At 38.5% G+C, this 22,169-nt stretch carries 20 protein-coding genes; 16 read left to right on the forward strand and 4 right to left on the reverse strand.

The genetic code is table 11. The features are described 5' to 3' along the window. Nucleotides 1-6 precede the first annotated feature (6 nt). Together ABD930_RS13170 and ABD930_RS13175 are read left to right on the forward strand one after the other, a co-directional pair. Nucleotides 7-1,143 (forward strand): cysteine desulfurase family protein, encoded by a 1,137-nt coding sequence (locus tag ABD930_RS13170; protein ID WP_345232196.1) that lies wholly within the window; start codon nucleotides 7-9, stop codon nucleotides 1,141-1,143. A gap of 105 nt (nucleotides 1,144-1,248) precedes the next feature. After that, on the forward strand, nucleotides 1,249-1,422 hold the full coding sequence (locus ABD930_RS13175) for a hypothetical protein (RefSeq protein ID WP_345232197.1): 174 nt from the start codon (nucleotides 1,249-1,251) through the stop codon (nucleotides 1,420-1,422). A gap of 29 nt (nucleotides 1,423-1,451) precedes the next feature. Here ABD930_RS13175 and accD read toward each other — a convergent pair whose 3' ends face one another. Next, nucleotides 1,452-2,294: an acetyl-CoA carboxylase, carboxyltransferase subunit beta gene (gene accD / locus ABD930_RS13180; RefSeq protein ID WP_345232198.1), complete on the reverse strand. Its 843-nt coding sequence runs from the start codon at nucleotides 2,292-2,294 to the stop codon at nucleotides 1,452-1,454. Between the two features lie 283 nt (nucleotides 2,295-2,577). Between accD and fbaA the strand changes: the two genes are divergently transcribed. Together fbaA and ABD930_RS13190 are read left to right on the forward strand one after the other, a co-directional pair. Next, the gene (gene fbaA, locus ABD930_RS13185) at nucleotides 2,578-3,657 is read left to right on the forward strand and encodes a class II fructose-bisphosphate aldolase (protein WP_345232199.1); all 1,080 of its coding nucleotides are present in this window, start codon (nucleotides 2,578-2,580) and stop codon (nucleotides 3,655-3,657) included. A gap of 284 nt (nucleotides 3,658-3,941) precedes the next feature. After that, nucleotides 3,942-4,094 carry a lmo0937 family membrane protein gene (locus tag ABD930_RS13190; protein WP_345232200.1) on the forward strand — a complete coding sequence of 51 codons (153 nt, stop codon included), beginning with the start codon at nucleotides 3,942-3,944 and terminating at the stop codon, nucleotides 4,092-4,094. A 16-nt stretch (nucleotides 4,095-4,110) separates the two neighbouring features. Here ABD930_RS13190 and ABD930_RS13195 read toward each other — a convergent pair whose 3' ends face one another. Both ABD930_RS13195 and queA read right to left on the reverse strand, forming a co-directional pair. Further along, the gene (locus tag ABD930_RS13195) at nucleotides 4,111-4,806 is read right to left on the reverse strand and encodes a 2-C-methyl-D-erythritol 4-phosphate cytidylyltransferase (RefSeq protein ID WP_345232201.1); all 696 of its coding nucleotides are present in this window, start codon (nucleotides 4,804-4,806) and stop codon (nucleotides 4,111-4,113) included. A 22-nt stretch (nucleotides 4,807-4,828) separates the two neighbouring features. After that, nucleotides 4,829-5,878: a tRNA preQ1(34) S-adenosylmethionine ribosyltransferase-isomerase QueA gene (gene queA / locus ABD930_RS13200; protein WP_345232202.1), complete on the reverse strand. Its 1,050-nt coding sequence runs from the start codon at nucleotides 5,876-5,878 to the stop codon at nucleotides 4,829-4,831. 284 nt (nucleotides 5,879-6,162) lie between these two features. Here queA and ABD930_RS13205 point away from each other — a divergent pair, with 284 nt between their 5' ends. The 3 genes from ABD930_RS13205 (at nucleotide 6,163) to ABD930_RS13215 (ending at nucleotide 10,235) form a co-directional block, all read left to right on the forward strand. Continuing rightward, nucleotides 6,163-7,407, forward strand: coding sequence for an ABC transporter permease (locus tag ABD930_RS13205; RefSeq protein ID WP_345232203.1), 1,245 nt, complete (start codon nucleotides 6,163-6,165; stop codon nucleotides 7,405-7,407). Between the two features lie 247 nt (nucleotides 7,408-7,654). Then, a complete protein-coding gene (locus ABD930_RS13210; RefSeq protein WP_345232204.1) occupies nucleotides 7,655-9,022 on the forward strand; it encodes a 3-keto-disaccharide hydrolase in 1,368 nt (455 codons plus the stop codon). Between the two features lie 7 nt (nucleotides 9,023-9,029). Then, complete coding sequence (locus tag ABD930_RS13215; protein WP_345232205.1) at nucleotides 9,030-10,235, forward strand: Gfo/Idh/MocA family protein; 1,206 nt, start codon at nucleotides 9,030-9,032, stop codon at nucleotides 10,233-10,235. A gap of 200 nt (nucleotides 10,236-10,435) precedes the next feature. On the opposite strand, the gene ABD930_RS13220 is transcribed toward ABD930_RS13215, so the two are convergent. Continuing rightward, nucleotides 10,436-11,641, reverse strand: a complete 1,206-nt coding sequence (locus ABD930_RS13220) for a pyridoxal phosphate-dependent aminotransferase (protein ID WP_345232206.1) — start codon at nucleotides 11,639-11,641, stop codon at nucleotides 10,436-10,438. 395 nt (nucleotides 11,642-12,036) lie between these two features. Between ABD930_RS13220 and ABD930_RS13225 the strand changes: the two genes are divergently transcribed. The 9 genes from ABD930_RS13225 to fusA all read left to right on the forward strand — a co-directional run bounded on the left by ABD930_RS13225 (nucleotide 12,037) and on the right by fusA (nucleotide 22,115). Continuing rightward, on the forward strand, nucleotides 12,037-13,041 hold the full coding sequence (locus tag ABD930_RS13225; RefSeq protein WP_345232207.1) for a cation diffusion facilitator family transporter: 1,005 nt from the start codon (nucleotides 12,037-12,039) through the stop codon (nucleotides 13,039-13,041). A gap of 458 nt (nucleotides 13,042-13,499) precedes the next feature. Beyond that, nucleotides 13,500-15,689, forward strand: coding sequence for a glutamine synthetase III family protein (locus ABD930_RS13230; RefSeq protein WP_345232208.1), 2,190 nt, complete (start codon nucleotides 13,500-13,502; stop codon nucleotides 15,687-15,689). 378 nt (nucleotides 15,690-16,067) lie between these two features. After that, the gene (locus ABD930_RS13235; protein WP_345232209.1) at nucleotides 16,068-17,243 is read left to right on the forward strand and encodes an AIR synthase related protein; all 1,176 of its coding nucleotides are present in this window, start codon (nucleotides 16,068-16,070) and stop codon (nucleotides 17,241-17,243) included. Nucleotides 17,244-17,272: 29 nt separating this feature from the next. Next, complete coding sequence (locus ABD930_RS13240; RefSeq protein WP_345232210.1) at nucleotides 17,273-17,698, forward strand: ATP-dependent zinc protease family protein; 426 nt, start codon at nucleotides 17,273-17,275, stop codon at nucleotides 17,696-17,698. 130 nt (nucleotides 17,699-17,828) lie between these two features. After that, nucleotides 17,829-18,758: a 30S ribosomal protein S6--L-glutamate ligase gene (gene rimK, locus ABD930_RS13245; RefSeq protein WP_345232211.1), complete on the forward strand. Its 930-nt coding sequence runs from the start codon at nucleotides 17,829-17,831 to the stop codon at nucleotides 18,756-18,758. A gap of 73 nt (nucleotides 18,759-18,831) precedes the next feature. Continuing rightward, nucleotides 18,832-19,245 (forward strand): 30S ribosomal protein S12, encoded by a 414-nt coding sequence (gene rpsL / locus ABD930_RS13250; protein ID WP_002993550.1) that lies wholly within the window; start codon nucleotides 18,832-18,834, stop codon nucleotides 19,243-19,245. 19 nt (nucleotides 19,246-19,264) lie between these two features. Next, nucleotides 19,265-19,732, forward strand: coding sequence for a 30S ribosomal protein S7 (rpsG, locus tag ABD930_RS13255; protein ID WP_345232212.1), 468 nt, complete (start codon nucleotides 19,265-19,267; stop codon nucleotides 19,730-19,732). A 107-nt stretch (nucleotides 19,733-19,839) separates the two neighbouring features. Continuing rightward, entirely contained in the window at nucleotides 19,840-20,022 is a 183-nt protein-coding gene (locus ABD930_RS13260; RefSeq protein WP_345232213.1) for a hypothetical protein, read from the forward strand. Next, nucleotides 20,007-22,115, forward strand: a complete 2,109-nt coding sequence (gene fusA / locus ABD930_RS13265; protein WP_345232214.1) for an elongation factor G — start codon at nucleotides 20,007-20,009, stop codon at nucleotides 22,113-22,115. The genes ABD930_RS13260 and fusA overlap by 16 nt, the downstream gene beginning before the upstream one ends. Nucleotides 22,116-22,169: the final 54 nt, after the last annotated feature.

Here is a 22,169-nt window from a genome sequence, read left to right on the forward strand (position 1 = left end):
TTGTACATGCGAGTTTATTTAGATAATGCAGCAACCACTGCAATTGACGAAGCGGTTTTGCAAGAGATGATGGTTGTTATGCGTGAAGAATATGGTAATCCTTCATCGATTCATGCGGATGGCCGAAAAGTCAGAACACTTATTGAAAAAGCGCGGAAAAAGATTGCATCATTATTGAATGCTTCACCTGCCGAGATATTTTTTACGTCCGGTGGAACGGAGGCAGATAATACAGCTATTAGAAGAGGGATTTTGGACCATAAGCTTACATATGCTATAAGTTCTCCATTGGAACATCACGCTGTGCTGCATACCTTGCAAGAGATGGAGCGAGAGGGCCAGATAAGATTGGATTTATTGTCTGTAGATGGCAAGGGAAATGTAGATATTCATCAGCTGGAAGACTTGTTGAAAAATGGACCGCGAGCTCTGGTCTCGCTAATGCATGCTAATAATGAGCTCGGAACAAAAACACCTATCGATAGCGTGGCTGCTTTATGCACAGACTATCAAGCCTTGTTTCATTCAGACACCGTTCAAACGATGGGGCATTTTGTTCATGATCTAAGAAATTTAAACGTGAGTTTTTTAGCAGGAGCCGCACATAAATTCCATGGGCCAAAGGGAATAGGATTTCTTTATATCAATAGTGCTGTTAAAATAAAACCTTTTATCTATGGGGGTGCCCAAGAGCGGAATATGCGTGGCGGTACAGAAAATGTTTACGGTATTGTTGGATTGGCTAAGGCGTTAGAGCTGGCTTATACCCATATGGATGAACATCGCCAGCATATACAAGGGCTAAAAGATTACATGCAGCAGCAGCTTTTAAGTGCTATTCCCGACGTACGTTTTAATGGTGAAACAGATCCAGAGAAAAGTTTGTATACCGTACTGAACGTTTCTTTTCCAGCTGCTGATATGGGAGACATGTTATTATTCAATTTAGACATTGCTGGAGTCTCTGCATCTGGTGGGAGTGCCTGCAGTTCAGGATCCAATGTTGGCTCACATGTATTAACAGCTATTGGTGCAGACCCAAATAGGCCTTCCATTAGATTTTCCTTTAGTAAGTTTAATACCAAAGAAGACATCGATTTTGTTGTTGAAAAACTTAAAGAGATTTGCTTGGAAAAAGTTTAAAAGATAAGCTAAATTAATATTTTACATTTTCTCCAACAAAAGTGCGTGTTCGCCTGTTGTTCTACTAAAATCTGTTTAGGTTGTATATTTTAATGAGGAGGTTTTATGAATGATGAACTGAAAGATAGGAAGAGCGATAAACAAACAATAACGGAAAAAAGTGGGAAGAAAAAAATAATTGAAGTAAATACAGGAGAGAGTTTTGCTGAACGGCATCATCATAGAAAAAATGAAGGTCCCACATTTACCAATGAGCCGCCAACAGAAAATCGCTCATAAAAGAAAGCCGGAAATTTCCGGCTTTCTTTTTATTTCAACATGTTCAAAAAGGAAGCGATTTTATGTTTCATCTCCCTTCGGTCTACAATAAAATCAAGAAAGCCGTGTTCCAAAACAAATTCGGCGGTTTGAAATCCTTTGGGTAAATCCTTTTTTATCGTTTCTTTGATGACACGCGGACCGGCAAAACCAATCAATGCACCCGGTTCAGCAATGTTAATATCACCCAACATGGCATAAGAAGCCGTAACGCCTCCTGTGGTCGGGTCTGTTAATAAGGATATGTAAGGGAGTTTAGCTTCACTTAATAAGGCAAGTTTTGCAGACGTTTTGGCCATCTGCATCAACGAAAATGCCGCTTCCATCATACGAGCACCTCCCGATTTTGATATCAATAAGAACGGTAATTTATTTTTGATGCAATAATCAATAGACCTAGCTATTTTTTCGCCTACTACAGATCCCATTGATCCGCCAATAAACGTAAAGTCCATACAAGCAATGACAAGATCCAAGCCCTCAATTTTACCATGTCCACAGCGGATGGCATCGTTTAATCCAGTTTTAGCATGGCTTTCAGCAATGCGCTCTGTATATTTTTTGGTGTCTTCAAAATGAAGTGGATCTGCAGAGCGTAAATTGCCAAATAGTTCTATGAATTGATTATCGTCAAAAAGTACGGAGAAATATTCTGCCGATCCTATCCGTAAATGATACCCGCAATATTGGCAAACGTACTTATTTTCAATCTGCTCAGATTTCAATAAGGGTTTTTTACATGATGGACATTTGTTCCATAAGCCATCAGGTGCTTCTTTTTTATTCTCTGTTGCCGTGCTGATGCCGGCACGATCTCGTTTAAACCAAGCCATTCAAAAAATATTAGAGGTTACAAAGAAACAAAAAAAATGAATAAAATGTGTTTTTTAACGGATGATATTAGCAGCCCTTAATGACGACCTAAACAAGCGAAGTCAATATAAACACCATTTTAATACGATTGTCTGAGGGGCAACTATGTTTCTGAAGATCGATGTAATAAAAGAAATGCATCGGAAGAATATCATCAAAAAAAATGAACGGAAGTAGCTTATGTTAAATAAATTCCCTACTTTCGGAAATCAAAAATTAAACAACGTATTACAATATTACAAAATGAGTTTAAAAGGTTATAAAGGTGTTGTGCATGGAGATGCTGTACAAGAATTATTTGAAATTGCAAAGAAATATAAATTTGCCCTTCCTGCAGTAAATACCATCGGAACAAATTCAATTAATGCCGTTATGGAAACGGCTAAGGCAGTTAATTCACCAGTCATTATTCAGTTATCAAATGGTGGAGCTCAATTTTATGCCGGTAAAACATTAGATAATACCCAATTGCAAGCATGTGTTTTAGGTGCGGTTTCAGCGGCTAAGCATGTACATTTATTGGCCGAACACTATGGTGTAGCGGTCATTCTGCATACCGATCATGCGGCTAAAAAATTACTGCCTTGGATAGATGGTTTGTTGGATCATGGTGAAGCATTTTTTGCTCAACACGGTAAACCGTTGTTTTCTTCACATATGTTGGATTTATCTGAAGAGCCTATCGAAGAAAATATCGAAACATCTAAAAAATATTTGGAACGTATGAAACCGCTAGGAATGACGGTCGAAATCGAATTAGGTGTAACGGGTGGGGAAGAAGATGGCGTAGACAATAGCGATGTAGACAGTTCAAAATTATATACACAACCAGCGGAAGTAGCTTATGCTTATGAAGAATTAAGTAAGGTGAGTGATAAATTTACGGTTGCCGCTGCTTTTGGGAATGTCCATGGCGTTTATAAGCCTGGAAATGTTAAATTGCAACCCATTATTTTGAAAAATTCCCAAGATTACATTAAAGAAAAATTCAATTTATCGGATGAAAAACCAGTAAATTTTGTTTTTCACGGTGGATCTGGTTCTTCTCCTGCTGAAATTGAAGAGGCGATCTCCTATGGAGCGATCAAGATGAATATTGATACGGATATGCAGTGGGCATTTTGGGAAGGAATAAAAGATTATTATAAAGCTAACGAAGCTTATTTGCAAAGCCAGATAGGCAATCCTGATGGAGAGGATGCTCCAAATAAAAAATATTATGACCCACGTGTTTGGTTACGCAAAGGAGAAGAAAGCTTTGTGAAGCGCCTTACACAGGCATTTGAAGAGCTCAATTGCATTAATGTTAATGATAAGCTCTAAAAATTGATAAAATCAGTTGAATATAAAAAAAGGAAGCTCATGAGCTTCCTTTTTTTATATTCAACTATATGATGTCCTCTAATTTTCAAAGCCAGCAGACAGCTATATTTACAACTGCTTATAACCCTACCGCACTTATTACCGATCTTCCCATTGACTGTCCAGAAATTTACTAATAGATAAAAAATATAAAACAAAATACGCAGTTAATCCTTTCTATAGAAGAAATAAGTGATAATGGCATTGCCCTTATCCAATAAAAATACTAAAACTAATTAATTATTATGGGAAATCTATTGTATCTTATCGCTGTCGTATTAGTCATTATTTGGGCTATTAGCTTTTTTGGGGGATATGTAAATGGAGGGATTATTCATGTATTATTGGTAATCGCTATCATAGCCGTTTTGCTCAGAATCATAAGAGGAGCCGCTTAAGCGTATAAGCTAAGGATTAGGCCTTCATCATGATTTCAGCAAGCAATAAATCTTCTGGAAAGGTGATTTTAATGTTTCGGGTATCCCCTTGGATAATACCAATAGGATACCCGAACTGTTCTACAACAGACGCATCATCCGTAAATTGTTCTTTGTAAGATTGATCATAAGCCTCAAGTAGTATGTTAGCCGGAAAAAATTGGGGCGTTTGGACTAAAAAAACCCGAGTTCGATCTAATGCGCTCGTCGTTTGACTGCCCTCAATGCGTATCCTAATCGAATCCTTACTTGGAATTGCGGTGACGAACGAGGTGTTAAGTTGACTTACTTTAGCAAAACCTTCGTCGATGATTTTTTTTGAGATAAGTGGCCTCACTCCATCATGCACAGCAATATAACCTTGCTTATCTTCTGATAGATCATTTTTAATATGCTGCAGACCATTTAGTACCGAATGAAAACGTGTAGGTCCACCAGCGATAATCGTGTGCGAAATAGTGAAATCATGTTTCTTACAAAGCTGATTCCACTCTCCAATTAATGACGAATTTAAGACTAATACGAGTGTAGGACAAGCAGTACAATTGGCAAAGGCTGCTAGTGTATGCATTAAAACAGGAAGCCCGTTTAGCGGTAAAAATTGTTTGGGAACTTCGCTTCCCATTCGGGTCCCTGTTCCTCCTCCAACAATTATCGCATATTGCTTTGCCATCGATCAACCCTTATGCTTTTAATTAAATAATAAGCATAGCATCCCCATAGCTATAAAAGCGGTATTTTTCCTTAACAGCTACCTCATAAGCGTGCATCACATGTTCGTATCCACCAAAAGCACAAATCATCATGAGTAGGGTAGATTCTGGTGTATGAAAGTTAGTGATCATGCTGTTTGCGATACTAAAGTCGTATGGAGGAAAAATAAACTTGCTGGTCCAATCATTGGCAGCTTTTAGCGTTTTATTAGCCGATACTGCTGATTCAATCGAGCGCATGGTGGTGGTTCCTACCGCACAAACTCTTCTCTTATCGGCAATAGCTTTATTAACAAGATCAGCATCTTTTTGCTCAATGATGAATTGTTCAGAATCCATTTTATGTTTGGTTAGGTCTTCTACCTCAACTTGTCGGAAGGTTCCTAAACCAACATGCAGCGTAACCTCGGCAAATTCAACTCCTTTCAATTCTAACCGTTTCATTAATTCCCGGCTAAAATGCAAGCCAGCCGTTGGAGCGGCTACAGCGCCTTCGTTTTTGGCAAAAATAGTTTGATATCTGAATTTGTCTTCAGGAGTAGGTTTCCTTTTGATGTACTTGGGAAGAGGGGTTTCTCCTAGTATTTCGATGTTCCTTCTAAACTCTTCGTCCGTACCGTCAAATAAAAACCGAATAGTTCTCCCACGGGAAGTGGTGTTATCCACTACTTCTGCAACCAAAAGATCATTTTCTCCAAAATAAAGTTTGTTTCCAACCCTGATTTTCCGTGCAGGGTCAACCAAAACATCCCATAATCGAAGTTCCTTATTTAGTTCACGAAGTAAGAATACTTCTATAGTAGCACCGGTTTTTTCCTTATTACCGTATAAGCGGGCGGGAAATACTTTGGTGTTATTGAGTATCATGACATCATGCTCGTCAAAGTAGTTCAATACATCCTTGAAAATTTTATGTTCGATGGCACCGGTTTTACGATCTAAAACCATTAAACGAGCCTCGTCTCTGGTTTCCGAAGGTTCGTGGGCAATTAAAGAATCAGGTAGATTAAACTTAAATTGAGATAACTTCATATGTTGCGAAATTTATATATTCTATTTTCTTTTGTTGTGGGAAGGTTAAAACAAGCCTGAACACGTTAATAACAAAAGATTATTCGATTTGTTGTTTCTAATTTTCTTTACAGCTAATAAATTAGCGCGCAAATTTAAGAAAAATATGTTGTAAAAGTATACGTATAGTAGAAGCGTTACATAGTTTTTAGAAGAATTGATAGTAAACCCTGCATGTAACAGGCCATATGAAAAAAAAATACCGATAATGTAACCTTCGTAGCCAATTGTTGTCTTAAGGATATATGATGTTTCTAAAGTTATTTTTTGAAAGCTTTCGGTTTGCTTTTTCTGCGTTAAAGGAAAATAAAACGCGTACCTTTCTATCTTTACTTGGGGTCACTATTGGGATTATGACCATTATTGGTATTTTTTCCGCTGTCAATACGCTCCGGGCAAATTTGGAAAGCAGTGTAGAAAAACTCGGAAGCCGATCAATTTATATACAGAAGTGGCCTTGGGGAGGTGGTGGTGAATACCCTTGGTGGAAATATGTGAACAGACCTGAACCTACCATCCGCGATTTTGAGCAACTTCGGCAACGAGCAACCTTAGCAGATGGAATTGCATTAGATGTTGGTGTTGCTAATAAAACGCTAAAGTACTTAAATAATAATGTGGAAAATGTTAACGTAAGTGCAGTTTCGCATGACTTTTATAAAATTCGGAATTTGGAATTTTCTTCAGGTCGGTATTTTACGGATAATGAATCGGAGCGCGGAACACCTGTCGTGATTATTGGTTCAACAATTGCAAAAGGCTTATTTCCGAATACAGATCCTATTGGTAAGAGTATACAAGCCCTTGGGAGACGCTTGACAGTAATTGGAGTGTTTAAAGAAGAAGGTGAAGGAATGTTGATTGATGTTTCCTTAGACAATATTGCCGTGGTGCCCTTAAATTTTGCACGTAATGTAATTAATGTTCGGAATGCTGGCCCTTCTATTATTGTAAATGCAATTGATGGTGTATCCTTAGACGAAGTAGAAAGCGAGCTTAGAGGAATCATGCGCTCTATTCATAGGCTTAGCCCAAAACAGGAAGACGATTTTGCGTTAAACCAGACAACCATTATTACAGCCCAATTAGATACGATGTTTACTATTGTAAATACGGCTGGTTTTTGTATTGGTATACTTTCAGTATTGGTTGGTGGCTTCGGAATAGCCAATATTATGTTTGTATCGGTCAAAGAACGAACGCACATTATCGGTATCCAAAAGTCGCTAGGTGCTAAAAACTATTTTATTCTTAGCCAATTTCTTATTGAGTCTGTGGCTTTATGTATTCTCGGAGGCCTGGCTGGACTTTTTGTCGTATATGGATTGGCATTTATCTTAAAACTTTTTGCTGGGATAGGTGTCGTTGTACATTTAGGAGAGGTACTGCTGGCTATTTTTATTTCTACCACCATCGGCCTGATTTCGGGTATTATACCGGCGATCATTGCCAGTAGATTAGACCCTGTAGAAGCTATTCGGAGTAAATAGCCTTCGGCTACGATAGTTTTAAGTTGTAGGCAACACGTAAAGCCATAAGCGTTCTAATTTCAGTATCCAGATTATTACGATATCGTTTTCGTAAATAATGCTCACCACAAGCCTTTATTCTTTTCATTTTTTATTAATATTGATTCTTCAATATGCAGCCTACTGTATGAAACATGATATAAAAATTTAATTTGTTTAACGTTAATCAAAAGAATCTAAATTTCTAACTAATACCAGATACTGAGATATGAATACAAAAAAAATGCTAAAAGTAATTGCGCTATTGGGAATATGTTCCGCTTGTTCCGTTCAACAGGATGGCTGGCAGGATTTATTTGATGGCAAATCGCTGTCGGGCTGGAAAAAGGTTGCCGGTGATGCCGTGTTTACCGTGGAAGACGGACAGCTGGTTGGCCAAACAGTACGCAATACCGGTAATACCTTCCTCATAACAGAAAAAGAATATGGTGATTTTATACTGGAGCTCGATGCCAAAATAGAAGGCGACCAGAATAATTCGGGTATCCAAACCCGAAGCCATATCGATCCCAATGGGAACAAGGGTAAAGGAAAGGTATATGGTCGTCAAATCGAAATAGATCCCACAGAACGAAGCTGGACTGGGGGCGTTTACGATGAAGCGCGAAGAGATTGGTTGTACCCATTAGAATTAAACACTTCTGCAAAATCCGCTTTTAAAAAGGGCGAGTTTAACCATTTCCGGGTAGAATGTATCGGCAATGAAACGAAAACATGGGTAAATGATATACCGGTGTCTTATGTAATTGATACCATAGATCAACAAGGTTTTATAGGCTTGCAGGTACATGGTATTGGCGATCATAGAGAAGAAGGAAAGAAAGTTTATTTTAAAAATATAAAAATTCAGACGGAAAATCTTCAACCGAAGAAAATTAGCGATCAACTTTATGTAGTGAATCTGGAACCCAATAAGCTGTCGCCCTTTGAACAGGAAAATGGCTATACCTTATTATATGATGGTAAAAGTAGCGACGGATGGGGCGGTGACAATCTAGATAGTTTTCCAAAACAGGGGTGGGAATATGCAAACGGAATACTACGTGTAAATCATCAGGATAAACCCAAAGATGGTAGGGCGGGTGATGCTATTACCAAAGAGCAGTTTGGTGCTTTTGATCTTTCTTTTGAGTTTAGGTTAACCGAAGGGGCGAATAGCGGACTTAAATATTTTGTAACACTGGATGAAGCCCATAAAGATTGGCCAATAGGGCTGGAGTACCAGGTTTTAGATGATGAACGACATCCCGACGCAAAAATGGGTAGAGATGGTAATCGAACACTTGCTTCTTTATATGATTTAATTACTGCCCAGAAACAGGCTCGATTTATACGACCGATTGGTGAGTGGAACAATGCTAGAATCGTCGTGACTCCTGATAATCATGTGGATCATTATTTAAATGGCGTAAAAGTGCTCAGTTATGTTAGGGGTTCTGATGATTTCAGAAAGATTGTAGCATTAAGTAAATTTAAAGATATTCCTAATTTTGGGGAAGCGAAAGAAGGGCATATCTTATTACAAGATCATGGAGATGAAGTAAGTTTTAGAAGTATCAAAATAAAAAAATTATAATAGTAAAATGAATAGAAGGGTGTTTTTACAACAGAGCGGATTATTGGGGGGTGGATTGCTAATGTTTGACGAAGTGGCCGCTAAATTAGGCAGCCAACGGTTAGATAAACCCTTAAGCATCGGAATGATTGGCTGTGGCGATCGGGGTAAAGGGGTGCTTTCGGTTATTAAATCGCTTCCAAATTTATATGCTATACATAGTTATTGCGACGTGTTGGATTTTAGGCTTACGGAGACAAAAAAAGTGTTAGGCGATATAAAAGCGAAGGAGTATAAAGACTACCGTGCGATGTTGGATGATAAAAGTTTAGATGCTGTTTATATTGCAGTGCCTTTAAATCAACACTTCAAAATCGCCAAGGATGCTATTTTGGCGGGTAAACATGTGTATGTCGAAAAGACCATGACGTTTACTATCGAAGACGCGAAAGCATTGGTGCAATTGGCCGATCAACATCCAAAACAGACGGTTCAGGTGGGCTATCAATATCGATACTCTCCCTTGTATTTCAAAGTGAAAGAAATGATTTCCTCTGGTTATTTGGGGAAGGTTTCACAGATCGATTGTAGATGGGACAGGAATGGAAGCTGGCGCAGACCTGTACCTAGCCCTGATTTGGAGCGGAAAATCAACTGGAGAATGTATAAAGAGTACTCAGGAGGTTTAGCTGCCGAATTGCTATCGCATCAAATTGACTTTATCAATTGGGCTTTTGACACGCATCCTAATGAAATTATGGGCGCTGGTGGTATCGATATTTATAACGACGGACGGGAAACATTTGATAATATCCAGGTAACATTTCGTTATAAAAAGGCGGGTATGATTGGTAATTTCGGCGCAACCTGCGGAAATGCCCGGGATGGATACTTGTTTAAAATTAAAGGAACGAAAGGAATGGTGTCGCTCTTAACCGACACGGGCTTATATTATCCAGAACGGGAAACCCGCAAAGAGTTGGAAACAGTGGATGGCGTTAGTGGAGCCACAAAGCTGGTATTTAATACCGATGGTGGTACACCTATCTTAAAAGAACCGACGAAAGACGGAACGTGGTATGCTTTACAGGAATTTTATAAATCGGTACAAAATAATACTATTCCTTCATCCAATGTACATCGCGGTGCTAGTGCAGCTATTTGCGTTGCAATGGCGAACAAGGCCATTTATAATGAGCATATAGAGTATTGGAAATCGTCTTATGATGTTTAAAAATGTATGAGGCAATAGGCTTTAAGCAATGAGCTTCAGGCATACAGCCTATGCATAATTAAGCAATAAACCTATAAGGTTTTAAAAACCTTATAGGTTTGTTTATTTTATAGGTTTACTCGTTTTTTGCTGAACATGAATCCAATTATGCTTTAAGCAATAGGCTTTACGCATATGGCCTACTGCCTAAAGCTTAGCGCCTACTTAAGCTTACCAAGCGCTGTTTTAATTCTACGCAACGCCTCGATAAGCTGCTGATCTGAAGCGGCGTAAGATAAGCGGATGCAATCGTTATTGCCAAAAGAATCACCGCCTACTGTAGCAACATGAGCTTTATTCAATAGATACAGCGCGAGGTCTGAGGAATTTTCAATTATATTTCCATCTTCATCCTTCCGTCCAAAAAATGCGCTGACATCCGGGAAGAAATAAAATGCACCTTCCGGTAGGTTAACTTTTACATCGGGTATATCCCGTAAAGCATCATAGACAAGGGATCTTCGCCTTTCAAAAGCTTCTTTCATTTTATGTACAGACTCCAGTCCGCCCTCATAGGCAGCAATTCCTGCCCGTTGGGCTATTGAACATGTTCCAGAGGTTGTTTGTCCTTGTAGTTTGTCGTTAGCAGCAGCAATTTCTTTACTGGCAGCAAGGTATCCTAAACGCCAACCCGTCATAGCATACGATTTAGAGAAGCCATTGATTAAGATTACGCGATCCTTGATGCTTTCAAATTGGGCGATAGATTCGTGTTTACTCTTAAAATTGATATGCTCATAAATCTCATCAGAGATGATGTAGATTTGTGGATGTTTTTCAAACACATCGACTAAAGCGGCTAGCTCTTCCTTGCTGTAAACACTACCGGTAGGATTACATGGAGAAGAGAACATGAACAATTTTGTTTTTTCAGTAATCGCATTTTCAAGCTCTTGAGGTGTGATTTTGAAATCACTCGCAATACTGGTGTTAATGAAAACTGATTTACCTTCCGCAAGATTGACCATTTCCGAATAAGATACCCAATAAGGAGTTGGGATAATGACTTCATCACCCGGATTAATGACACATAATATAGCATTTGATAAAGATTGTTTAGCTCCTGTAGATACCACAATCTGGGAAATATCGTAATCTAAACCATTTTCTTCTTTAAGTTTTTTGACAATGGCCTTTCGAAGTTCAGGGTAACCCGGAACAGGAGAATAACGTGTGTAATTCTCGTCTAAGGCCTTTTTTGCAGCATCTTTTATATGGTCAGGTGTATTAAAGTCTGGTTCACCTACGCTGAGACTAATAATATTGGCGCCCTGGGCGGCCAACTCCCTACCCAGTTTGGTCATCTTTAACGTGGCCGATTCGGATAGATTATTTATTCTTTCTGATAAAATTGATGTTGTGTCCATTATGCTACAAACCTACTATAAAATTCGGCCATTTTAAATTTTAAAGCCCATCTTTTTGTGATTTTTTGGTTCTTAATTGATTTATATATTATTTTGATAACAAATTAGGCTAAAGCTTGTTTATTTTTTCAATACGGATGAAAAAGATAGGAGCTTGTTGTTTTGGTATAAACTGAGTTTAAGTGGATTTTATACCTTTGTGTGTATAATTAAATGGGTTGCACAATAAAAATCCGTTTTTAAAAAAAGCGTTATTGTGAAGTACGAAGCAATCTACTTTTTTCGTTTATCAGATAGTCATGCGCCAGTAGTTGGGCAAATTGTCGTATATCTCTTCGCAATGATGGTAAACACCGGAAGGAAATCTATTGTGTGCCCAATTAAGTTTCGTTTACGTGAGAAAACAGAAAAAAATTATCTTATATTCTCTGGCTGCAGGGATTATTTTAATGCTTTCTAAATTTACGGCCTACTTGATAACGCACTCCAATGCGATATTAACAGACGCGGTAGAGAGCATTGTCAATGTCATCGCCAGCGGTTTTGCTTTTTATAGTATTTATCTTTCTGCCCAGCCAAGAGATGAAAATCACCCATATGGACATGGTAAAGTGGAGTTTTTTTCTGTTTTTCTTGAGGGAGGATTAATATTTATTGCGGGTATTTTAATCGTCGGAAAAGCATGCTATAATATTTTTTTTCCTGAGCAGATACAGCATATTTTAAAGGGGATAGGTATAATTACCGCCACCGGAATAGTGAATTTCAGTCTTGGAACGTATATGATTAAACAAGGGAAGACACTAAATTCACTAACCATTATGGCAGACGGTAAACATTTACAGGTCGACGCTTATAGCACATTAGGCTTATTGGTTGGTTTGTTCTTACTATATTTTACGGGAATACAACAAATCGATGTCTTTTTATCGTTGGGCTTAGGAAGTTATATTGTCTACAGTGGTTATGCACTTCTGCGAAAATCAATCGGCGGACTGATGGATGAATCAGACTTTGAATTAATAGATAAAGTAGTGCTTGTATTGGATACCTATCGAAAAGATTCTTGGATAGATATACATAACCTAAGGGTACAGCGGTATGGACATGAACTCCATATTGATTGCCATATGACCTTGCCTAATTATTTCGATTTGGTTAAAGTGCATGAGGAAGTATCTGCGGTTGATCAATTGGTAAACACCCATGTACATGTTGACACAGAGTTGTTTATTCATGCCGACCCATGTTTACCGGCTTGCTGTCATTATTGTCGGATGAAAGACTGTCCGATTAGAAGTGAGGAAAAGCAGATAGACATACCGTGGACGTCTGCGTTAGTGGTTAAAAATAAAAAACACTTTGAGGATACGTTCCATGAAGCAAACAAATTGAGCTAGCGATTTGTTGTAATTCGTAACTATTGCTTTGTTATGAATAATTTCTTTAGAGCTCTTATCGCTGGCTTTACAGCTAAAAAATTAGGTGGCGGCTGTTTATCGACACTTATTATCTTTGTTATTGTTTATTATGCCTTAGGGCATTGCAATTAACCTGCCAGCCAAATACATATGAATCGCCAACACTACATAAAATTTATTTAGTGTTTTTCCCTTCTCCATTTTATTGATCTGTATTGCTTTATTCTGTAGGAAATTAACTACACTATTGTTTTTTGAATGCTTGGAATAGAATGCTCAACACTTTTATTTAGTAGATTGTGAAGCCATGTTTGGATTAAATTTGCTTTGTTAGTATTTTTTTTGAAAAAATATTAGGAAATTTCGAAAAAAATTGATGATTTTTACGGCATAATCACTAAACAAAGATAAAAATAACAATATCAAGACAAAAAAACATGTCAAATCTCAGATTCAGCGCAGTGGAAGCTGCAATTTCTCGTAACAAAAGACCGGCAGCTGTCCCTGCTGGGGAAAAAGCTTCTTCTTATTATGGTAAAAATGTATTTACTATTCAGAAGATGAAGGATTATTTGCCCAAAAATGTTTATGCAAAACTTACAAATGTAATTGAAGCAGGTGAGGCAATTGATTTTGATTTAGCTGAACATATTTCCCAAGCGATGAAAAGTTGGGCAATTAGTAATGGCGTAAGTCATTATACCCACTGGTTTCAACCGTTGACGGGTGCTACAGCTGAGAAGCATGATGCTTTTTTTGAACCTGGAAGAGATGGTGTTGCTATCGAAAAATTCACTGCCGATGCCTTGGTGCAACAAGAACCAGATGCTTCCAGTTTTCCAAATGGAGGTATTCGCAATACGTTTGAAGCTCGAGGATATACTGGATGGGATCCGTCTTCACCTGCTTTTATTTATGAAACAGGTGGAAGCAAAACCTTGTGTATTCCAACTGTTTTCCTCTCGTATACCGGCGAGGCTTTGGATTACAAGGCTCCATTGTTAAAAACATTAAACGCATTAGATAAAGCTGCTGTTGATGTAGCACAATATTTTGATAAAAGTGTTGAAAGGGTTTTTGCTTCTTTGGGTATAGAGCAAGAGTACTTTTTAGTAGACTTGGCATTGTTTAACGCTCGTCCAGATTTACAGTTAACAGGAAGAACCTTGTTTGGTCATATGTCGGCTAAGGGCCAACAGTTAGAAGACCATTATTTTGGCGCCATACCAGAGCGTGTGTTGGCCTTTATGGTAGATCTGGAGCAAGAGGCATTAAAATTAGGTATTCCATTAAAAACAAGACATAATGAAGTGGCTCCCTCTCAATTTGAGTGCGCCCCTATGTTTGAAGAGATTAATCTGGCTATTGACCATAATCAATTATTGATGAACTTAATGGATCAAGTTGCCATGCGGCATGACTTCAAGGTGCTCTTACACGAAAAACCTTATGCTGATATTAATGGATCGGGTAAACATAATAACTGGTCGCTAATTACCAATACAGGAATAAATTTATTAGCTCCAGGAAAAACACCAAAGAACAATTTAATGTTCTTAACGTTCTTCGTTAACGTTATCCGTGCTGTATATGAATATTCCGATTTGCTAAGAGCATCTATCGCTACAGCTAGTAACGATCATCGCTTAGGCGCCAATGAAGCTCCTCCGGCTATTATTTCTATTTTCTTAGGCAGTCAGTTAAATGATATCTTGGACGAAGTAGAAACAGCCCGGGTTGCCAAAAAAGTAAAAGCGGAAAGCCAGTTGTGGCATGGTATTCCAAAAATTCCTACCCTACAATTGGATAATACCGACAGAAATCGTACATCACCTTTTGCTTTTACTGGGAATAAATTTGAGCTTAGAGCGGTTGGATCTTCTGCTAACAGCGCTAGCCCGATGACCGTTCTGAACGCTATCGTCGCCGAACAATTGGTTAAATTTAAAGTAGAGGTAGATAAGCAAATAAAAAAGGGAACGAAGAAAGACCTGGCTCTTTTAAATGTTGTTCGCAAATATATCAAAGAATCTAAAGCGATACGTTTTGAAGGAAATGGTTATAGTAAGGAATGGGAGGAAGAAGCGGCAAAACGAGGACTGTCTAATATCAAGACGACACCGAAAGCCTTGGATGTTTATGTTAGTGAAAAAGCAGAACAAATGTTTGCTTCCTTAGGAATCATGACCAAACGGGAAGGCGAGGCTAGGCATGAAATATTATTAGAAAATTATTTTAAGAAAATTCAGATTGAAGCGCGCGTAATCGGAGAAATTGTGAATAGCATGATTGTTCCTGCGGCTATCACTTATCAAAATGAATTAATTAATAATGTAAAAGGCCTGAAAGAATTAGGAGTAAAATCCAATGCTTTAAAATCACAATCAGACCTGCTGGAGCGTATCGGTGAACATATTAATATTATCATTGATGATGCTGAAGCCATGCGTCAAGAGCGTAAAAAGGCAAATGTATTGGAAGACGTGCGCGATAAAGCTATTGCTTATGATGAGCAAGTAAAACCTTATTTTGATAAGATCCGTTACCATATCAATAAATTAGAGCAAATTGTTGATGATCGGAAATGGCCTCTTCCAAAATTAAGAGAGCTTCTTTTTGTAAGGTAAACAGGTATACGATTTGTTTTATAACCCCAAAAGGCATTGATCTTTTGGGGTTTTTTGTGTATCGTCAGTTTATGTCTTTATGCCTGATCCATGTGCTATCCACTCTATCTTCGTACATGCTATGCACTAAGGAAAAGCAAGAAAACACGAAGGGAAGGAAAAGGATAATAAAAGGGAAGGTGGATCTAACGTGGATAAAAGGTGGACTTGACGTGGATTTCATGTGGATTTGAACTTGTAAAGATGGATTTTTTACGAAGGAAAAATGTTGAGGTTTTGTTATTTACTACTGAGATAGTAGCATTATGCAAATATACAAAATTTAGGCCAATCAAGCTCTATTTTTATTCCAATTAATTTATTTATTTTTGCGCCAATATGTCGGATTTAAAGTACAACCAGAGAGGCGTTTCAGCTGGTAAAGAAGATGTGCACAACGCTATTAAGCATTTAGATAAAGGTCTGTATCCACAGGCGTTTTGTAAAATTATTCCTGATATTTTAGGAGGGGATGAACAATGGTGCAATATCATGCATGCTGACGGCGCAGGAACGAAATCCTCTTTGGCCTATGTTTATTGGAAGGAAACGGGAGATTTATCGGTGTGGAAAGGAATTGCTCAAGATGCGATTATTATGAATCTCGACGATCTGCTTTGTGTTGGAGCCTTGGATAATATTTTGCTTTCATCGACTATCGGAAGAAATAAAAATATAATTCCAGGTGAGGTACTGGCCGAGATTATTAATGGTACTGAAGAAATTTTGGAACAGTTGCGCTCAATGGGAATAGGAATTTATGCTACCGGTGGTGAAACAGCTGATGTAGGTGATTTGGTGCGTACTATTATTGTGGATAGTACCGTTACTTGCCGAATGAAGCGCGAAGAGGTGATTTCGAACGATCGGATTCAGGCTGGTGACGTTATTGTGGGATTGGCTTCTTATGGTAAGGCTACTTATGAACAAGCATATAATGGCGGCATGGGCTCTAACGGCTTAACCTCTGCTCGGCATGATGTTTTTAATAAAACCGTTGCAAGGAAGTATAAAGAAAGTTATGACCCTTTTATACCCGATAGCTTAGTCTTTTCTGGCAGTAAACAATTAACAGACACGATAACAATTGAAGGAGAAGAAATAACCCTAGGAAAACTGGTACTTTCTCCTACTAGAACCTATGCACCGGTAATAAAAGTGGTTTTGGATCAGTTTAGAGATCGTATACATGGAATGGTGCATTGCAGTGGCGGCGCACAAACCAAGGTGCTTCATTTTATCAATAGTCTCCACATCATTAAGGATCATTTATTCCCAATCCCACCCTTATTCGAGCTTATACAGCATGAGTCCAAAACAGATTGGAGTGAAATGTATAAGGTTTTCAATATGGGGCATCGTATGGAATTGTATGTACCCCAGGAAATTGCTGCCGATATAATAGTTATTGCCAATAGTTTTCATATTGAAGCACAGGTAATTGGTAGGGTGGAGGCTTCAGAAAAAAAGCAAGTAACCATTCGTTCAGCTTTTGGAACATTTGTTTATCATTAAAACCAAGCAAATAATAAAATCGATAGTTAATGAAGATCATAGGCTGGAAAGAAACCGTTGATTTTGTTGATTTTGGCATATTAAATGTTCCTGCCAAAATAGATACTGGTGCCAAGACATCTGTTTTGCATTGCAAATCTATCGAACTTGTAAAAAAAGGACGAAAACAATTTGTTCGTTTTATCCCTCTAGATGAACATTATATAGGGTATGGAACCGTCTATGTTCTACCTTTTCATAAGGAACGGAAAATAAAGAACTCCTTTGGCAGTGAAGAAAATCGATTCATTATAAAAACCAATATATCGCTATTTAATAAAAATTACGAAATCGAGCTTTCCCTAAGGGATCGTTCAGATATGGAATTTCCAGTACTCTTGGGCAGAAGTTTCATCCGTAAAAAATTTTTAGTAGACGTTTCAAAATCAAATCACACGAAAAGAACTAACCGATAATTGATGCCAATAGTAAAATTAACAGAGGCATAACACTTTTTAAAGAACAAACCGCACATAAACTTGTTGAGCTTCATGTTCCTTGCATGAAACGATCAGCTTGGTTATTGATATTTAATTAGATAAGATCGTGAAAATAGCCGTACTCTCCACAAATAAAAATTTATATTCTACCCGAAGATTGGTAGAGGCAGCACAACGAAGAGGGCATGAATGTGTGGTATTAGACCACCGCCAATGTTATGTTGGGATAAAACAAGGCCAGCCAAGTATACACTACAAGGGGCAAGATGTATCAAATATAGATGCGATAATTCCGCGTATTGGCGCTTCTTTAACGTTCTATGGTTCAGCTATTGTAAGACAATTTGAAATCATGGATGTAATATCGGCTAATCCAAGTCAGGCGATAACAAGATCTAGAGATAAATTGCGGTGTATGCAGATTTTATCTGGAGCGGGGATAGGGATGCCTATCACAGGGTTTGCACGCCAAACCAATGATGTGGATGATCTGATCAAGATGGTTGGAGGTGCTCCATTGGTGATCAAACTTTTGGAAGGTACGCAAGGCATTGGTGTTGTCCTGGCTGAAACAAAAAAAGCTGCGAGTTCCGTTATCGAGGCTTTTTATGGATTGGGAAACAATATACTCATTCAGGAGTATATCAAAGAATCGCGTGGAGAAGATATACGGGTTTTGATTGTAGGAGGAAAGGTTGTGGGCGCTATGAAACGTACTGCCAAAGAAGGGGAGTTTCGTTCAAATCTTCACCGCGGCGGATCTGCAAGCGTATTAAAGTTAACAAAGTTGGAGAAAGAAACGGCCCTAAGAGCGGCAGCAGAATTAGGACTCACCGTTTGTGGAGTAGATATGCTGCAATCCGAAAGAGGACCATTAGTGCTCGAAGTTAATTCGTCTCCAGGCCTTGAAGGAATTGAGAAGGTTACCACCAAAGATATAGCAACGTACATCATCGAATTCTTGGAAAAAAAATATGCCTTGAAAAAAGAACCAAAAGATGGTAAGAAGAAAAGTAAAGTAGGTCAAACACTTTGATTATAAAATTCTTTTCTCTATTTTTGCGGACTTTAATAGAAATAGGACAAAAAAGCAAATTAAAAAACAGTAAATGCCTACTATTCAACAATTAGTTAGAAAAGGTAGAGTAGCTCTGGTCGATAAGAGTAAATCACCAGCGTTGGACAGCTGTCCACAGCGAAGAGGCGTGTGTACGCGTGTATACACCACTACCCCTAAAAAACCAAACTCAGCCATGCGTAAAGTTGCCCGTGTACGTTTAACCAACGGAAAGGAAGTTAACGCATACATCCCAGGAGAAGGTCATAATTTACAGGAACACTCAATCGTATTGATTCGTGGTGGTCGTGTGAAAGATTTACCAGGTGTTCGTTACCACATCATTCGTGGTGCGCTGGATACTTCCGGTGTAGCAGGTCGTAACCAACGCCGTTCGAAATATGGAACTAAACGTCCAAAACCAGGACAAGCAGCAGCAGCTCCTGCAAAAGGCAAAAAGAAATAATTAAACGGAGGATATTAGGATGAGAAAGTCAAAACCAAAGAAAAGAATCATTTTGCCTGATCCAAAGTTTAATGATGTTCAGGTTACGCGTTTTGTAAATAATATGATGTATGATGGCAAAAAATCAATTGCCTATTCCATTTTTTATAATGCTGTTGAATTAGTTGAGCAAAAAACTAGTGAAAGTGGTTTAGAAACATGGAAAAAAGCGCTAAACAATGTGATGCCTTCTGTTGAGGTAAAATCGCGTCGCGTTGGCGGTGCCAATTTTCAGGTACCTACAGAGGTTCGCCCTGAACGTAAAATTGCTTTAGGTATGAAATGGTTGATTAGCTATGCGCGTAAACGTGGTGAAAAAACCATGTACGAGAAATTAGCTGGTGAAATTATTTCAGCTTCAAAGGGTGAGGGTGCAGCTGTGAAGAAAAAAGAAGATACCCATAAGATGGCAGAAGCTAATAAGGCTTTCTCTCACTTCAGGTTCTAATTTTTGTTATGAACCCGACATGGTTAAAATAATCATTACCTGTATGTTAATGATTATTTTAACCATCAAAGGTTCCATCTGACAAATGAAAAACAAAAAATAAACAGATGAAAACACAGATTAAATTGGATAACACAACGGTGCTCAACCGGAAAATGTGGGCCCAATTTAATCTGTGTTCTTTTTTTACCAAGAAGGATATGGATGCGTCTACTATAGAAGACGGATCAGCCATGTTAAGAATTTATAAAGTACCTTTAGGGATTAATAACAAATGTCAAAAGACTTAAAATTTACAAGAAATATTGGTATTGCCGCACATATTGATGCGGGTAAAACCACTACAACCGAGCGTATCTTATATTATGCTGGTGTAAATCATAAAATTGGAGAAGTACACGAGGGTGCTTCCACTATGGACTGGATGGTGCAAGAGGCAGAACGTGGTATAACCATCACCTCAGCAGCTACAACCGTATTCTGGAACTATCGCGGTAATAAATATCAAGTAAACGTAATTGATACACCGGGACACGTTGACTTTACAGTAGAAGTTAACCGTTCATTACGCGTATTAGATGGTTTGGTATTTTTATTTTCTGCAGTGGATGGTGTAGAACCCCAATCAGAAACCAACTGGCGTTTAGCAGATAATTATAAAGTACCACGTATAGGTTTTGTGAATAAAATGGATCGCTCTGGAGCCGATTTCCTTAAAGTTGTAAAACAGGTGCGGGAAATGTTAGGATCTGATGCTGTTCCATTGCAATTGCCTATTGGTGCTGAAGATAACTTTAAAGGTGTTGTTGACCTGATCAATAACCGCGGTATCGTTTGGAATGAAGAAGATAAGGGGATGACATTCACTGAAGTTCCTATTCCAGATGATATGCTTGATGAAGTGGCTGAATGGCGGGAAAAGTTATTGGAATCAGTTGCTGGTTACGATGAATCATTGATGGAGAAATTTTTCGATGACCCAAATTCTATTTCCGAACGTGAAATATTAGATGCGTTGCGTAAAGCGGTTTTAGATAACGCGATTGTTCCAATGGTTTGTGGTTCTTCTTTTAAAAACAAAGGAGTACAAACCATGTTAGATTTGGTGATGGAATTATTGCCTTCTCCTTTAGATCAAGAGGCTGTAAAGGGTACCGATCCTCGTACAGATGCAGAAATTAGCCGTAAACCTTCGGTAACGGAACCTTTCTCAGCACTAGCTTTTAAAATCGCAACGGATCCATTTGTTGGCCGTTTATGCTTTATCCGGGTTTACTCTGGTAATCTGGAAGCAGGCTCTTATGTATACAACACGCGTTCCGAAAGTAAAGAACGTATATCTCGTATCTTCCAAATGCATGCGAACAAACAAAACCCTATCCCAAATATTGGAGCAGGTGATATTGGCGCTGTAGTAGGATTTAAAGATATCAAGACAGGTGATACATTGTGTGACGAAAAGCATCCTATTGTATTGGAATCGATGACATTCCCTGAACCGGTAATTGGTTTGGCTATTGAACCTAAAACACAGGCTGATGTTGATAAGTTAGGTGTTGCTTTAAGTAAACTAGCGGAAGAAGATCCGACTTTCCGTGTACAAACAGATGAAGATACTGGTCAAACGGTTATCTCCGGTATGGGTGAGTTACACTTAGACATCTTAATCGATCGTTTAAAGCGTGAATTTAAAGTAGAAGTTAATCAAGGTGCTCCTCAAGTAGCTTACAAAGAAGCTATTACAGCTGAAGCTGCCCACCGTGAAGTATATAAGAAACAAACAGGTGGACGTGGTAAATTTGCTGATATTCAAGTGGTTATTTCTCCAATTGATAGCGATTACGAAAAAGGTGGTTTGCAGTTTGTAAATGAAATTGTTGGTGGGGCTATTCCTCGTGAATTTATTCCATCCGTACAGAAAGGTTTCGAAGCCGCCATGGTAAATGGTGTTTTGGCAGGCTTCCCTGTTACCGACATGAAAGTGAGATTGGTTGATGGTTCTTTCCATGCGGTAGACTCCGACGCTTTGTCATTCGAAATTGCAGCAAGAACTGCTTTCCGGGAGGCTTTACCAAAATGTCGCCCCGTATTGATGGAACCTATCATGAAAATTGAGGTATTAACCCCAGAGGAGAATATGGGAGATGTTATGGGTGACCTTAACCGTCGCCGTGGCCAGTTGCAAGGTATGGATACCCGTAACGGAGCTCAGGTAATCAAAGCCTTAGTGCCACTGTCTGAAATGTTCGGTTATGTAACACAATTGCGTACGATCACTTCTGGACGTGCAACTTCTACCATGGAGTTTGACCATTATGCTGAAGCGCCTAAAAATGTTCAGGATGATGTGATTGCAAAGGCAAAGGGTAAAGTAAAAGCATAATCATAGAAAATTAAATAATAACCTTGGTGTTCCGTTATAAATAGCTCTAACGGA

The organism is Olivibacter ginsenosidimutans (assembly GCF_039542865.1).
Lineage (GTDB): Bacteria > Bacteroidota > Bacteroidia > Sphingobacteriales > Sphingobacteriaceae > Olivibacter > Olivibacter ginsenosidimutans.

Bases quoted from the DNA above. Each gene is read 5' to 3' on its own strand.
- ABD930_RS13205 (WP_345232203.1), top strand. From the start codon at position 6,163: ATGATGTTTCTAAAGTTATTTTTTGAAAGCTTTCGGTTTGCTTTTTCT.
- ABD930_RS13195 (WP_345232201.1), bottom strand. From the start codon at position 4,806: ATGGCAAAGCAATATGCGATAATTGTTGGAGGAGGAACAGGGACCCGA.
- ABD930_RS13170 (WP_345232196.1), top strand. From the start codon at position 7: ATGCGAGTTTATTTAGATAATGCAGCAACCACTGCAATTGACGAAGCG.
- ABD930_RS13210 (WP_345232204.1), top strand. From the start codon at position 7,655: ATGAATACAAAAAAAATGCTAAAAGTAATTGCGCTATTGGGAATATGT.
- ABD930_RS13230 (WP_345232208.1), top strand. From the start codon at position 13,500: ATGTCAAATCTCAGATTCAGCGCAGTGGAAGCTGCAATTTCTCGTAAC.
- accD (WP_345232198.1), bottom strand. From the start codon at position 2,294: ATGGCTTGGTTTAAACGAGATCGTGCCGGCATCAGCACGGCAACAGAG.
- fbaA (WP_345232199.1), top strand. From the start codon at position 2,578: ATGAGTTTAAAAGGTTATAAAGGTGTTGTGCATGGAGATGCTGTACAA.
- ABD930_RS13175 (WP_345232197.1), top strand. From the start codon at position 1,249: ATGAATGATGAACTGAAAGATAGGAAGAGCGATAAACAAACAATAACG.
- rpsL (WP_002993550.1), top strand. From the start codon at position 18,832: ATGCCTACTATTCAACAATTAGTTAGAAAAGGTAGAGTAGCTCTGGTC.
- fusA (WP_345232214.1), top strand. From the start codon at position 20,007: ATGTCAAAAGACTTAAAATTTACAAGAAATATTGGTATTGCCGCACAT.
- ABD930_RS13220 (WP_345232206.1), bottom strand. From the start codon at position 11,641: ATGGACACAACATCAATTTTATCAGAAAGAATAAATAATCTATCCGAA.
- ABD930_RS13215 (WP_345232205.1), top strand. From the start codon at position 9,030: ATGAATAGAAGGGTGTTTTTACAACAGAGCGGATTATTGGGGGGTGGA.
- ABD930_RS13240 (WP_345232210.1), top strand. From the start codon at position 17,273: ATGAAGATCATAGGCTGGAAAGAAACCGTTGATTTTGTTGATTTTGGC.
- ABD930_RS13235 (WP_345232209.1), top strand. From the start codon at position 16,068: ATGTCGGATTTAAAGTACAACCAGAGAGGCGTTTCAGCTGGTAAAGAA.
- queA (WP_345232202.1), bottom strand. From the start codon at position 5,878: ATGAAGTTATCTCAATTTAAGTTTAATCTACCTGATTCTTTAATTGCC.
- ABD930_RS13190 (WP_345232200.1), top strand. From the start codon at position 3,942: ATGGGAAATCTATTGTATCTTATCGCTGTCGTATTAGTCATTATTTGG.
- ABD930_RS13260 (WP_345232213.1), top strand. From the start codon at position 19,840: ATGAAAACACAGATTAAATTGGATAACACAACGGTGCTCAACCGGAAA.
- rpsG (WP_345232212.1), top strand. From the start codon at position 19,265: ATGAGAAAGTCAAAACCAAAGAAAAGAATCATTTTGCCTGATCCAAAG.